This window comes from Corynebacterium sp. HMSC055A01, assembly GCF_001809405.1.
GTDB classification, from domain to species: domain Bacteria; phylum Actinomycetota; class Actinomycetes; order Mycobacteriales; family Mycobacteriaceae; genus Corynebacterium; species Corynebacterium hesseae.
Genome location: NZ_KV797592.1, coordinates 72,088 through 84,976, shown reverse-complemented (window position 1 = coordinate 84,976; position 12,889 = coordinate 72,088). Strand labels below are relative to the sequence as shown.

Below are 12,889 nucleotides of genomic sequence, written 5' to 3'. Positions count from 1 at the left end.
CATCTTTCATCTTGTATAGGTCAAGCGCGCCGAATCCGGGCCACGAATTTCCAGATGACTTATCCTCCGTACCGTTAGCTTTACGTCGATCAGCGCCCTGCCGCTGGTTCGGGTTTAACTGCCCTGGTTGCTAGACTGTTTCGACGTGATTGTGACCAATGATTTCGAGGTGCGCGTGGGCGCACGCACGCTTCTCGACGCCCCCGGCCAGCACCTCCGCGTACAGCCGGGTGACCGCATCGGGCTGGTCGGCCGCAACGGCGCAGGAAAGACCACGACGATGCGCATCTTGGCGGGGGAGACCGAGCCTTATGGCGGTTCGGTAACGCGCTCTGGCCCCATTGGTTACCTGCCGCAGGATTCCCGCGAGGGCAACATCGAACAGACCGCGCGCGAACGCGTGCTCTCGGCCCGTGGTCTCGATGAGATCAAGCGGCGCATGGCCAAGCAGCAGGAACTCATGGAGACGGCAACGGACGACAAGTTCCGCGATAAGGCCATCCGCAAGTTCTCGCGCTTGGAAGAGGAGTACCATTCCCTCGGCGGCTACGAGGCGGATTCCGAGTGCGCACAGATCTGTGACAACCTTGGCCTCCCGCAGCGCGTCTTGGATCAGCAGCTCAAGACGCTCTCCGGTGGCCAGCGCCGCCGCGTGGAGCTGGCGCAGATTCTTTTCGCGGCGTCGGCAGGCTCCGGCAAGTCCCAGACCACGCTGCTTCTCGACGAGCCCACGAACCACCTCGACGCAGATTCCATCACCTGGTTGCGCGGCTTCCTGTCGAAGCATGAGGGCGGGCTCATCATGATCTCGCACGACGTGGACCTGCTCGAGGCCGTCTGCAACAAGGTCTGGTTCCTCGACGCCGTGCGCGCCGAGGCGGATGTCTACAACATGGGCTTTAAAAAGTATCTCGATGCCCGTGCGACCGATGAGGCCCGCCGCCGCCGTGAGCGCGCCAACGCAGAGAAGAAGGCGGCCGCCCTGCACAAGCAGGCCGCAAAGCTCGGCGCTAAGGCGACGAAGGCCGCAGCAGCTAAGCAGATGCTGCACCGCGCTGAGCGCATGATGAACGAGCTCGATGACGTGCGTGTGGCCGACAAGGTTGCCCACATCAAGTTCCCGGAGCCGGCTCCCTGCGGTAAGACCCCGATGAACGCGAAGGGCCTGACCAAGATGTATGGCTCGCTCGAGGTCTTCGCGGGCGTGGACTTGGCCATTGACAAGGGCTCGCGCGTCGTCGTGCTGGGCTATAACGGTGCCGGAAAGACGACCCTGCTCAAGCTTCTAGCGGGCGTGGAGCGCACCGACGGTGAGGGCGGTATCGTCTCCGGCCATGGTTTGCGCATCGGCTACTTTGCCCAGGAACACGACAACATCGACCCAGACAAGACCGTGTGGGAAAACACCATCGAGGCTTGCCCCGATGCAGGCCAGCAGGATTTGCGCGGTCTACTCGGCGCCTTTATGTTCTCCGGGGACAAGCTGGAGCAGCCCGCCGGCACGCTCTCCGGTGGTGAAAAGACGCGTCTTTCCTTGGCCACGCTCGTGTCCTCGCGCGCAAATGTGCTGCTTCTCGACGAGCCCACGAACAACCTCGACCCCCAGTCCCGCGAGCAGGTTCTCGATGCGCTCGGTACTTATACCGGTGCCGTAGTTCTGGTAACCCACGACCCAGGCGCGGTAAAGGCCCTCAACCCAGAGCGTGTCATCATCATGCCTGACGGCGACGAGGATTTATGGAACGACGAATACATGGAGATCGTTGAGTTGGCCTAGGGGCTAGTACCCAGCCCCAGAAGCGGCAACGGTAACGCTCTATGTTCTTCTGGTCACCGTGGTACTTGGTGGCCTTCCATAAAACCTATAGTGCGCTAGAATCGGGGGCACACTCACTCACCGCTCAAGGCTCTTTTCTTGGGTCCTTCCGGCTTCCCACGCACTGGGTCTAGTAGCGCTACGACCCCAGCCATGCTGCAGCAGGAGAGGACTGAAGCCATGAGCCACACCGATACCCTCGATTCTGTCATTGAACCACTGCTTACCGGTTTGGTGAGCAAGCGGCCTGAAGTCCGTGTGGACTGGGCCTTTGCCGAGCTTAAAGAAGGTATTGAGTCAGGGCAGTGGGATGGACACATCGACCAGGTTCGGGATCGCCTCACCGGTTACCTGCGCACGGACAAGGTGTGGACCAAGGTCATGGCCGCGCGATTACTCACTGTCCTCGCTGAGTCTGGCCACTTTCATTACGAGGACTATCTCACCTTCCGCGCATGGTACGTCACCGAAGAAGACACGCGTGGCATAGTCAAGGACGTCGGACACGTCATGGCGGTCGGCTACGGCGCGGACTATGTAGAAACCTGCGTGCGCATGGGGATGATTCCTGCCGTGGAGGGCGCGGCAATTATTTCTTGCCGCCTGCGCGTCCCAGGGGGAGTGTGGCACGACGATGAGGCAGAACGCTTGGCGCGTGCTGCGTGCACGACGATTGCTAAGAGCACCTCGCCGCACATCCTAGAAATATGGACTGAGCGCCTGAGCAATACAGTCCTCAACGAGGGAGTGCGCAATGGTAATCGCGCGGTAGTGGAAAACTTCGCCCGCTTTCTCACTGCCACAGCGCACATGGTGCGTAGTGAACCCGAGAAATGGGGAATCGACGTTGACCGCGCGCAACTAGCACTACCGTTAATAGCGGAACTCGAAGACAAACTCCGCAACGCCGGCGCATAAGTATTCTCTTTCCACCAGTGAAAGCGCCATTTAATGTTCGCGCGCAGCACTGAAGAAGCGCACCCTATCAACCTCCATCGGCTGGGGCCGCTGCCAAGGATAGCGATCCGGGGTGGCCATAACAGGCGAGCTCAGCTGCAGGAGGGTGTCCGTGCCTGTGGGGCCGCCTACTGTCAGCTCGCCATCGCGTACTTCAATCGCTGAGGCAAAACTGCGGTCAACGCTCTTGTGCTGCACAACGGCAGTTGGTATCTCAGCGAAGACAGTTCTTCCGCGCCGCAGAACGGTAGCATCGTCGGAGATATAACTGGGGCGAATGCGCTCAGCGGCAATCAACCCCCACACGAAAATGATGGCCCACAGCGACACCAGTAGCGCCACAACCCGCACCACACCTGCGGGGAGAATCAGGTGGACGACTACCATTTCAACCACCAACACTGCGGTGACAAACCCAAGCATTTGCAGCCTGCCCGGAGGGTGGGGAAGTGCCTGAGCACCAGCGGGGAGCAAAGTCTCGCCGCGTATCCAACGCCACAAATCCCGGTAGAGGCTAAGTTCATACCTTGCCAATCGGAATCCAGGATGTTTTCCCAGGAATCTCCATATCCTATCCATGTGGCGCTCCCGACAGTGCCGCGAGCGCTCTGCCCTGTGCACCAGTTGTCGGTGCATCGGTGGGACTCAGCGGGACCTTACCTGGGCGCAACGTAGGATAGATTCCCCGCATGAGGCCGCGTTCGCCTAAATGCTGCAGCTTGGCGACGATTACCGTGACCTCGCGATCATTCGGGGACAATGCACCCAGTTTTCGCCATAGCGATTCAACCTCGCGGAGAACTCTCAAACATTCGGCATCTTCAAGGTTCTCGCGCAATTGTTGCCAGGTTCCTTCCGTCGCGACACCACACAGCGCCATCAGATCCCAAGAATCAAGCTCGAGCTGCAGCATCGCGGGATCATGGATCGCCTCTTTGAGTGATTCGCGGATGTCTCGTGGAGTCCCGTTGGGTGCTTGGGCAAGGGCGCGTAAGCGTTCACGTTGGTTCTTGAGCCGAGCGATGCGCTCGTCGAGCACGCCAAATGAACGATCGATAGCATCCGGCAGATTTACGTCGGCGACGGGGACACCGGCGTCGATCAGCGCCCGCGCGCGCAGCACCGAAGCCAAGTCAGAAACAGAATAGTCGCGGTAGTTCCCGCTGGTGCGGGCGGGTTCAGGAACCGCGCCCGTCTCGTGTAAATGTCGTACAGAACGAACTGAGCATCCAGCGACCGCGGCGACGTCCGATATCTTCATAGGACAAAGCTAAACCCTCACATGGTGTGAGGGTCAAGTGCTTGGTGAAAACTAATCCGAGTTGCTGAGGTCTTAGTTTCGGAAGCCGTGCACCGGCGCCGGGATGAAGCCACCGCGGTTGATGAAGGTGGAGTTGCCCACCTCATTGACCGGAATGACCGGAGCATAGCCGAGCAAGCCGCCGAAATTGACCTCATCGCCAGCTTTGGTTCCCGGGGCGGGGATAACGCGCACGGCGGTCGTCTTATGATTCATCACGCCAATGGCGGCTTCATCAGCGATCATGCCGGCAATAGTTTCCGCAGAAGTATCGCCCGGAATGGCGATCATGTCCAAGCCCACCGAGCAGATGGAGGTCATGGCCTCCAGCTTGTCGATGGAAATAGCGCCGGTGCGCACCGCATCGATCATGCCCTTGTCTTCCGAAACCGGGATGAAGGAACCAGACAGACCGCCCACGCGGGAGCAGGCCATCATGCCGCCCTTCTTGACGGCGTCGTTAAGCAGTGCGAGGGCTGCCGTCGTTCCGTGCGTGCCCACCTGATCCAGACCCATGTGCTCCAGGATGTGCGCGACGGAATCTCCCAGCTCGGCAGTGGGAGCTAGGGAGAGGTCAATGATGCCAAAGGGTACCCCGAGGCGCTCCGAGGCCATCGAACCAACGAGCTGTCCGGCACGCGTGACCTTGAAGGCGGCCTTCTTGACCTCCTCGGCGACTTCATTAAGGGTGGCGCCCTCCAGGGATCCGAGAGCACGGTCGACAACACCCGGCCCAGACACACCGACGGAGACAACGCAGTCCGGTTCCTCGATACCGTGGAAGGCACCGGCCATGAAGGGGTTATCGCCCACGGAGTTGGAGAAGATCACGAGCTTCGCACAGCCGATGGCGCTGCGGTCCTTGGTGAGTTCGGCAGCTTCCTTGATGATGCGTCCCATCTGCGCTGCGGCGTTCATGTTGATGCCGGCGCGCGAGGATGCGATATTCACCGAGGAACACACCAGGTTGGTCTCAGCCAGCGCTTCCGGGATAGAGCGGATGAGTGTCTTCTCCGCAGTGGTGGCACCCTTTTCAACCAATGCGGAGTAGCCGCCGACGAAGTTAACACCTGTCGTCTCAGCGGCGCGATCCAGTGCACGGGCGACGTCGACGGGGTTTCCTTCGACGCCAGCCACGATAAGTGAGATCGGTGTGACGGAAATACGCTTGTTGACGATCGGGATGCCGAGCTCGGCCTCGATCCCTTCGCAGACTTCCACGAGCTGAGCCGCGCGGGTGGTTACGCGATCATAAACGGCCTCTGCGGTAGCTTCCATGGTGGAGCGCGTGCAGCCGAGCAGCGAGATCCCCATGGTGACGGTGCGGATATCGAGGCGGTATTTCTCGATCATCTCGATGGTGTCGAGAATACTGACGGTGTTGAAGCGATTAAGCATGACTGATTCTCGTTCCTAAATCTCATTCATGGCGGTGAACAGTGCTTCCGACTGCACGCGAATGGATTGTTTGATGGACTCACCGACGGTATTCATCCGCTCCTGAATCTGTTGGATGCTGACCTCATTCTCATCGAATTCGACGCGCAGGATCATCGTGAAGTACCCAGACATGAGGGTCTGAGAGACGTCAACGATGTTGATCTTGAGCTCAGCGAGGGCGGTGGAAACGGCAGAGATAATTCCGGTGTTATCAACACCGGTAACAGTCATGATGGCGATCATAATTTGATTGTAGCCCGTCGGTTTTTCACGCTGCCCTGGGGTCATGCAGGATAGCGAGCCGGCGCGTACGGTGGCGCACATGACTGATACGACAACAACTACGTGCAAGAAGGTTCTGTACATCGGCGGCCACGGCAAGGTTGGGCTTTTGGCGGCGCCCAAGCTTGTCGACGCCAACCTCACCGTCCATTCCCTCATCCGCAACCCGGACCAGGTCTCTGATATTGAGGCCCTCGGTGCCACCGCGGTGGTGCGCGATCTCACTGAGCTTTCTGTTGAGGACTGGGCAGAGCTTTTGGCTGACTATGACGTCGTCGTGTGGGGCGCCGGAAATGGTGGCCGTGCTGGTGCGGAGGTGACGTGGGCGGTCGACCGTGATGCGGCGCTGGCATCTATTGCGGGTCTGGAAAAGCTTTCTGCCGAGGGCAAGAACACTCCCGCCTACATCATGATTTCCTACATGGGTGCCACGGAGAACACGACCGATCCTGCGGATGAGAAGTGGTACGCCTACGTGGAGTCGAAGAAGGAGGTGGACAACAAGCTCAACTCCACCGACCTCAATTACCTCATCCTTGGCCCGGCAGCCCTGACGGAGGAGCCTTCGCGCGGCATCACCGTGCTAGATAAGGACGCAGAGCGCACCGGTAAGCTGACAACCTCCCGAGAGCTTGTCGCTGAGGTGGTCACCGAGGTCGCCGGACGCGAAAGCTTCCCGACTTCGCCGCTAGAGTTCATCGATGGCGATGGAAGCGTGAAGGATATCTAAAATCGAGCGGATGCCGCCGCGTCAAGCGCGGCGATGACTTGCTCTCTGCTCAGTTGGTGGTGGAGGCTCGCATAGCGAAGTGGCTTTGTGGACAGATGGGCCGCGATATACCACCCTGTGGGGTGCTTGAACGTCGCTTGGCTTTGGAACCGTACCACGGCCACACCATGCTCCCGGAAGGAGCGGGGAGAAGTGTGGGAGTCAAACTCATCGCTGATGATTTCTTGAACTGTGCCATCTGGAAGGAAAATGCGCACTTTCGCCTTGTAGTAGTACTCGGTGGGATCAGCGTGCGGCACGTGTCGACCTGTTTGCCAAATCTCACTAAGCAGCGCGGGATAATACTCGATCCACCCATTTTCCGACGCCGTCCGTAGGCGGCGAGCACCCCACGTAGAGCTCCGAATTGCTCGAATGTTTCGACCGGCCGCCACGACGAGGAAGAGAACAAAGACCGCAACGGCCAATCCCTGCCATCCGGAACTAATAGACATATCTTCGCCGATAAAGGCTGATAGTGCGATAGCTAGGCCCACTACCGCCGTGATGAGGTTGTTCCGTAGACTTCGCCATTCAGGTGCGGCCCCGCCTGGGAGTGGCCCAGCCGCTGCGATCGCGCGAGCGATGCTAGATGTGCTTGATCTCAAGTTCGGGGCGGACACAGAACTCCGAGTGCGGGGAATGAGCCTCTCGGAGTAGTGATGTTCTGGGAAGTCGAATGGTGCTAAAGCGTGGTCAGACATTCTTATCACTAACTTCTTACCCAGTTCCGCTCTGCAAAAGACAGTGCTGCTTCAATGTTCTTTTTGCGCAGACCATTCTGCAGTTCTGGCTGCGGTTTATCTGCATCTGCCCGGTAACCCACCACGCCCCATCCGTTGTTGTGGTTGAAGTCCACGGTGGCGACGAGGGGCCCGTCGGCAAGCAGCCGGCCACGCAGTTTCAGCCAGTTCGGGTTTGGAGCAATGAATTCTTCGGTCATGCTTTTCGTCAATGAGCCGTCCGGTTGCAAGATCAGGATCGGGGCGGTGTAGTAATAGTCGGTCTTATCGTTGTAATCGACACGCCGTCTATATATCAACTCACCGATCAGGGCGGGGCGGTACTCAATCCATCCATTCGCCCACGCGGTGCGCAATCGTGTTGTGGAACCCAAGCGCCCCCGTAGGAGCATGATCCCGATAATGACGAACACTAGGGCAGCGGCCCCAGTGATAAGGCTGGCTATCGGAATATTCCCAATTGTGCCCTCAGCTCCGGGGAACAGGATCGATATAAAGATAGTGTGAGCCACCGAAAAGAGTAGCGCTGAACCGCCAATGAAGGTGAGGATAAAGCCAGCGATAATTGTGCCGACGTTGGATTGGCCGATCGGAGACCCGACGCTATTAATAGCCTCGCGGATGCCGCTGCGATCCATGTTTGGGTTGGGTTGCTGATCGTGATCCTTCAAATCCTTAGGCGCGAGGGATCCTGCACTTGAGGAAGGAAGCTTCAGCGGAGTGCGAGGCAGCTGCAAAGGCGAGTGAGTCATGGATCACAGCTTAATGGTCGTGGTCTCCACTTTCTCGGTGACCATCGGCGGCTGGGGACTAGCCCCCGACGAAAACCCGGTCTTAATCGGGGAGAGCTAGCGTACCCACCGTTGTTCAGCGAATTGGAGAACGGCATCCACTTGGCGGTTGGTGAGACCGTTGGATAGTTCCGCCTCTGAGCTCATCCCATCGGCGCGGTAAGCCGCGGCCGTCCATCCATTATTGTTCGCGGTATCGGCGGTTGCTATTCGGGCCCCTTCGGCAAGAGCAGCGCCCCGTGACCTTAGCCTATTCGGATTGTCAGCGCGGAACTCAGCGGACATTGCGCTCGCTAGTGTGCCGTCTGGCTGAAGGATCAAAAGAGGCGCCGAATAATAGAAATAGGTCCGCTTACGGTCGTCGGACCCTTCGGTTTCGCTTCGCAGGTAAACAAGCTCGCCAATAAGAGCAGGACGGTATTCTATCCAGCCGTTGCGCCACGCGGTGCGCAGACGCTGTGCATTTCGGATTTCCTTGAAAATACTCCGCAAACCTACGATGAAAACAGTAAGACTGACGAGGCAAATAATGATTGGGATAAGCGAAAATACTCCTAGATCGGAGAAGCTGCTTTGCGGAGGACCAAAGCCACCAGTGAAGAAAGGAATCGACATGCTGAACATAAACAGCCCGACGAGACCTATAAAAGTCCAGACTGCGACAGCACCAAACGAGAGGCGTCCCGGCTGAGGCCCAGCCTCCTCGATGACCTCGCGAAGACCTGAATTGTCCATCCGCGGGTTCGGCTGAGCATCGTGGGTGCGCTGTTCCTTTGGAGCAAGCCGCGGCGTAGCGCTCAGACCTATTCCGCACTGCGTGCGCGAAAGTCGTAGGGGAGTATGGTCCATGCGCCACAGTGTAGCGGCGACCACACTTCGTCACCGAGTACTAAAGCCTAGTGATCGGCGTGGGAGCCGCGAATCGATTGTTCGACCAAATCTAAAACCTGCTCGAGATTCTTCGTATCCCCGAGCGCTAGGCGGTTGATAAATCCGTCCATAAAGGTTTCAAGATATGTCACGAGAGTGTCGATTGAGACGTCGTCTCGCATGCGCCCCTTCTCGGCGTTGGATTCCAAGCGGGCACGGACCGCCTTATCAAGAATCTGTTGCTCCTCATGCCAGCGCGCGGCGAAAGACGGATCGGTACGCAGCATCGAGGTCACAGCAAGCCGGGTAGCAAGCCAGTCATGGCGTTCCGGATGGCGCAGCATCTCACTCATGACTTCGACGAGACCGTTGTTCGCAACAACTTCGGCCTCACGGGCGGCGTCTTCCCGGGCCAAGGCAAGAAAGAGGGACTCCTTATCACCGAAGTGGTGGAAGATTGCCCCACGCGACTTACCTGTGGCTTCTTCGAGACGCCGCACCGTCGCGCCGTCGTAGCCGTGCTCAGCGAAGCATTTACGTGCGCCAACCAGAATGTCGTGGCGGCGGCGGTTCAGTTCAGAGTCGCTCATAATCGGCATGGCTGAAAACTAGCTCCTTTAAGCACGGCGGCGGATAAACGGGTGGTGGAAGTAGAGGGGAAGGACAGAAGCAGAAAGGCCAGCCAGCACTCCATGTTGCTAGCTGGCCTTGGTGCCTAACTATGTAGGTCGCCCCAGAGTCGGGGTGCCTACATAATGGGCAAGGCTGTTTTAGGCCTTGACCATCTGGCGCAGAACGAACTGCAGAATGCCGCCGTGGCGGTAGTAGTCGGCCTCACCAGGTGTGTCGATGCGAACCTTGGCATCGAACTCAACGGTCTCGCCGGACTCCTTGGTGGCGGTCACGTGGACCGTCTTCGGAATGCCGCCCTCGTTGAGGGCTGCGATGCCGTCGATGTCGAAGGTCTCGGTGCCATCCAAGCCCAGGGACTCGTGGGACTCGCCCTCCGGGAACTGCAGCGGGATGACGCCCATGCCAATGAGGTTCGAGCGGTGAATACGCTCGAAGGACTCAGTGATGACAGCCTTCACGCCAAGCAGGTTGGTGCCCTTAGCAGCCCAGTCACGGGAGGAACCAGTGCCGTACTCCTTACCAGCAAGGACAACCAGCGGAATGTCGGCTGCCTTGTAGTTCTCGCAGGCATCGAAGATGAAGGCCTGCGGTGCGCCCTCCTGGGTGAAGTCACGGGTGTAGCCACCGGCGACGTCGACCAGCTGGTTCTGGAGGCGGATGTTGGCGAAGGTACCGCGCATCATGACCTCGTGGTTACCGCGACGGGAACCCAGGGAGTTGTAGTCCTGACGCTCGACACCGTTGGCATCCAGGTACTGAGCGGCCGGGGTGCCCGGCTTAATGGAGGAAGCCGGGGAGATGTGGTCGGTGGTCACGGAGTCACCGAGCTTAGCAAGGACGCGAGCGCCCTTGATGTCCTGAACGGGCTCCGGCTCAGTCGGCATGCCGTCGAAGTACGGTGCCTTGCGGATGTAGGTGGAATCCTCGTTCCACTTGAAGGTCTCGCCCTCCGGAACGTCCAGGTTGCGCCATGCGTCGTCACCCTTGAACACGTCGGCGTAGTCAGCCTCGTAGAGCTCGCGGGAGATGGCCTGCTGGATGGTGTCCTCGATCTCCTTCGGGGAAGGCCAGATGTCCTTGAGGAAGACATCGTTGCCGTCCTGATCCTGACCCAGCGCCTGAGCCTCGAAATCGAAGTCCATGGTGCCAGCAATAGCGTATGCAATGACCATGATGGGGGAGGCCAAGTAGTTCATCTTGACGTCCGGGGAGATGCGGCCCTCAAAGTTACGGTTGCCGGACAGCACCGCAGTAGCAGCCAGATCATGCTCGTTGATGGCGTTGGAGATTTCCTCCGGCAGCGGGCCGGAGTTACCGATACAGGTGGTGCAGCCGAAGCCGGAGAGGTAGAAGCCAAGCGCCTCCAGATCCTTCCAGAGGTCTGCGCGCTGGAAGTAGCCGTCAACAACCTGGGAACCCGGGGCACAAATGGTCTTGACCCACGGCTTGGACTTCAGGCCCTTTTCAGCAGCCTTACGTGCGATGAGGCCAGCGCCAACCATGACGGACGGGTTAGAGGTGTTGGTGCAGGAGGTAATGGAAGCGATAGCAACCATGCCGTGGTCCAGGGTGTACTCGCCACCGTTCGGGGAGGTGACGGTAACCGGGTTGGACTGGCGGCCGGAGCCGCCCTTGGCTGCGGACTCGCCTTCGCCTGCACGAGACTTGTTCAGGCCACCGGTAACGTCGACGAGAGCATTCTCGTCGCCACCCTCGGAGGTCATGCGCTTTGCCTCGATGGTGGACTCGTCTGCAACAACCTCGCCGGAAGCGTAAGTCGGCAGATCCTTACGGAACTGCTCCTTTGCCTCAGAGAGGAGAATGCGGTCCTGCGGGCGCTTCGGGCCGGCGATGGACGGCTTAACAGTGGACAGATCCAGTTCGAGGTACTCGGAGTACTGTGCCTCCGGAGCGTCCTGCTCGAGCCACATGCCCTGAGCCTTGGCGTAAGCCTCGACGCGATCGATCTGCTCCTGCGGACGGCCGGTGAGCTCGAGGTACTTGATGGTCTCCTCGTCGATCGGGAAGATCGCAGCGGTGGAACCGAACTCGGGGGACATGTTACCGATGGTGGCGCGGTTAGCCAGCGGCACGGACTTCACACCGTTGCCGTAGAACTCAACAAACTTCTGAACCACACCGTGCTGGCGCAGCATCTCGGTGATGGTCAGCACCACGTCGGTAGCGGTCACGCCGGTCGGAATCTCGCCGGTGAGCTTGAAGCCCACGACGCGCGGGATCAGCATGGACACCGGCTGACCCAGCATTGCAGCCTCGGCCTCGATGCCGCCAACGCCCCAGCCCAGGATGCCCAGGCCGTTTTCCATGGTGGTGTGGGAGTCGGTACCAATACAGGTATCCGGGTAGGCAACACCATCGTTGTCGAAGACCACGCGGGAAAGGTACTCAATGTTGACCTGGTGGACAATACCGGTTCCCGGAGGAACAACGCGGAAGTTGGAGAAATTCTCGGCACCCCAGCGCAGGAACTGGTAACGCTCCTGGTTGCGCTCGTACTCGATCTCAACATTCTTCTCCAGGGCCTCGGTGGAGCCGAAAGCCTCGACGATGACGGAGTGGTCAATAACCATCTCGGCCGGGTTGAGCGGGTTCACCTGGTCCGGCTTGCCGCCGAGGGCGGCGATAGCCTCACGCATGGTTGCCAAGTCGACCACGCAGGGGACGCCGGTGAAGTCCTGCATCAGAACGCGGGCCGGGGTGAACTGGATCTCGGTATCCGGCTCAGCGGACGGATCCCAGTTGGCCAAAGCGTTAATGTGATCCTTGGTTACGTTCTTCCCGTCCTCGTAGCGCAGCTGGTTCTCAGCCAGGACCTTGAGGGAGTAAGGAAGCTTCTCCAGGCCCTCGACTGCATTGATGTCAAAGTAGTCATAGGACTTACCGTTGACCTCAAGAGTCTTCTTGGCGCCGAAGGAGTTCAGGCTTTCAGTCATAAGGAGCTCCATTCCTTGCTTTTCGCTTGTGGGTTATCGAACACTGGTCGAAGGTTCATCGAATTTGCCGATATGCCCTAGCAACCACATGGAGCCAGGTGTATCGGCGATCTCAGAACGCGAATGTTCCGTATCTATTGTAGATGCAAGAACCCTCGGTCGACACCAGCATAACAGTACGGGCGTTCTGTTTCCTACATTTCGGGGGTAGCGGCGAGTCACCGGCCTCGCCCACGCTCCGAGGTTTAGGCTCGATCGGGAATCCGGGGGACAAACCTCCGAATCGTGTTTGGACAGAAGACTGTGCCACCAAGCATTAACGGCCATAGAGATT

The 12,889-nt window shown here is 59.0% G+C and carries 12 protein-coding genes; 3 read left to right on the top strand and 9 right to left on the bottom strand.

Annotated elements, in window-relative coordinates; genetic code table 11:
* Positions 1-145 precede the first annotated feature (145 nt).
* The gene (locus HMPREF2604_RS10530) at positions 146-1,777 is read left to right on the top strand and encodes an ABC-F family ATP-binding cassette domain-containing protein (protein WP_070524251.1); all 1,632 of its coding nucleotides are present in this window, start codon (positions 146-148) and stop codon (positions 1,775-1,777) included.
* A 219-nt stretch (positions 1,778-1,996) separates the two neighbouring features.
* The gene (locus HMPREF2604_RS10525) at positions 1,997-2,734 is read left to right on the top strand and encodes a DUF2785 domain-containing protein (protein ID WP_070524248.1); all 738 of its coding nucleotides are present in this window, start codon (positions 1,997-1,999) and stop codon (positions 2,732-2,734) included.
* Positions 2,735-2,764: 30 nt separating this feature from the next.
* Here HMPREF2604_RS10525 and HMPREF2604_RS10520 read toward each other — a convergent pair whose 3' ends face one another.
* The 4 genes from HMPREF2604_RS10520 to HMPREF2604_RS10505 all read right to left on the bottom strand — a co-directional run bounded on the left by HMPREF2604_RS10520 (position 2,765) and on the right by HMPREF2604_RS10505 (position 5,756).
* Entirely contained in the window at positions 2,765-3,160 is a 396-nt protein-coding gene (locus tag HMPREF2604_RS10520) for a hypothetical protein (protein ID WP_246818420.1), read from the bottom strand.
* Between the two features lie 184 nt (positions 3,161-3,344).
* Positions 3,345-4,034, bottom strand: a complete 690-nt coding sequence (locus HMPREF2604_RS10515) for a MerR family transcriptional regulator (protein WP_070565321.1) — start codon at positions 4,032-4,034, stop codon at positions 3,345-3,347.
* Positions 4,035-4,106: 72 nt separating this feature from the next.
* Positions 4,107-5,471, bottom strand: coding sequence for a PFL family protein (locus tag HMPREF2604_RS10510; protein ID WP_070564503.1), 1,365 nt, complete (start codon positions 5,469-5,471; stop codon positions 4,107-4,109).
* 15 nt (positions 5,472-5,486) lie between these two features.
* The gene (locus HMPREF2604_RS10505; protein ID WP_070524521.1) at positions 5,487-5,756 is read right to left on the bottom strand and encodes an ACT domain-containing protein; all 270 of its coding nucleotides are present in this window, start codon (positions 5,754-5,756) and stop codon (positions 5,487-5,489) included.
* Positions 5,757-5,835: 79 nt separating this feature from the next.
* Here HMPREF2604_RS10505 and HMPREF2604_RS10500 point away from each other — a divergent pair, with 79 nt between their 5' ends.
* Positions 5,836-6,525 carry an SDR family oxidoreductase gene (locus tag HMPREF2604_RS10500; RefSeq protein ID WP_070565409.1) on the top strand — a complete coding sequence of 230 codons (690 nt, stop codon included), beginning with the start codon at positions 5,836-5,838 and terminating at the stop codon, positions 6,523-6,525.
* On the opposite strand, the gene HMPREF2604_RS10495 is transcribed toward HMPREF2604_RS10500, so the two are convergent.
* From HMPREF2604_RS10495 to can, 5 genes are all read right to left on the bottom strand, one after another.
* Positions 6,522-7,019: a hypothetical protein gene (locus HMPREF2604_RS10495; RefSeq protein ID WP_227485770.1), complete on the bottom strand. Its 498-nt coding sequence runs from the start codon at positions 7,017-7,019 to the stop codon at positions 6,522-6,524. The genes HMPREF2604_RS10500 and HMPREF2604_RS10495 overlap by 4 nt on opposite strands.
* 257 nt (positions 7,020-7,276) lie before the next feature.
* Entirely contained in the window at positions 7,277-8,059 is a 783-nt protein-coding gene (locus HMPREF2604_RS10490) for a hypothetical protein (RefSeq protein ID WP_070565319.1), read from the bottom strand.
* Positions 8,060-8,155: 96 nt separating this feature from the next.
* Complete coding sequence (locus tag HMPREF2604_RS10485) at positions 8,156-8,947, bottom strand: hypothetical protein (protein ID WP_070565317.1); 792 nt, start codon at positions 8,945-8,947, stop codon at positions 8,156-8,158.
* 47 nt (positions 8,948-8,994) lie between these two features.
* A complete protein-coding gene (locus tag HMPREF2604_RS10480; RefSeq protein WP_070565315.1) occupies positions 8,995-9,567 on the bottom strand; it encodes a TetR/AcrR family transcriptional regulator in 573 nt (190 codons plus the stop codon).
* Between the two features lie 171 nt (positions 9,568-9,738).
* Complete coding sequence (can, locus tag HMPREF2604_RS10475) at positions 9,739-12,555, bottom strand: aconitate hydratase (RefSeq protein WP_210384684.1); 2,817 nt, start codon at positions 12,553-12,555, stop codon at positions 9,739-9,741.
* Between the last annotated feature and the right edge of the window lie 334 nt (positions 12,556-12,889).

Coding starts and splice junctions, on each gene's coding strand:
- HMPREF2604_RS10515 (WP_070565321.1), bottom strand. CDS start 4,034: ATGAAGATATCGGACGTCGCCGCGGTCGCTGGATGCTCAGTTCGTTCT.
- HMPREF2604_RS10485 (WP_070565317.1), bottom strand. CDS start 8,947: ATGGACCATACTCCCCTACGACTTTCGCGCACGCAGTGCGGAATAGGT.
- HMPREF2604_RS10500 (WP_070565409.1), top strand. CDS start 5,836: ATGACTGATACGACAACAACTACGTGCAAGAAGGTTCTGTACATCGGC.
- can (WP_210384684.1), bottom strand. CDS start 12,555: ATGACTGAAAGCCTGAACTCCTTCGGCGCCAAGAAGACTCTTGAGGTC.
- HMPREF2604_RS10490 (WP_070565319.1), bottom strand. CDS start 8,059: ATGACTCACTCGCCTTTGCAGCTGCCTCGCACTCCGCTGAAGCTTCCT.
- HMPREF2604_RS10480 (WP_070565315.1), bottom strand. CDS start 9,567: ATGCCGATTATGAGCGACTCTGAACTGAACCGCCGCCGCCACGACATT.
- HMPREF2604_RS10505 (WP_070524521.1), bottom strand. CDS start 5,756: ATGATCGCCATCATGACTGTTACCGGTGTTGATAACACCGGAATTATC.
- HMPREF2604_RS10495 (WP_227485770.1), bottom strand. CDS start 7,019: ATGTCTATTAGTTCCGGATGGCAGGGATTGGCCGTTGCGGTCTTTGTT.
- HMPREF2604_RS10525 (WP_070524248.1), top strand. CDS start 1,997: ATGAGCCACACCGATACCCTCGATTCTGTCATTGAACCACTGCTTACC.
- HMPREF2604_RS10520 (WP_246818420.1), bottom strand. CDS start 3,160: ATGGTAGTCGTCCACCTGATTCTCCCCGCAGGTGTGGTGCGGGTTGTG.
- HMPREF2604_RS10510 (WP_070564503.1), bottom strand. CDS start 5,471: ATGCTTAATCGCTTCAACACCGTCAGTATTCTCGACACCATCGAGATG.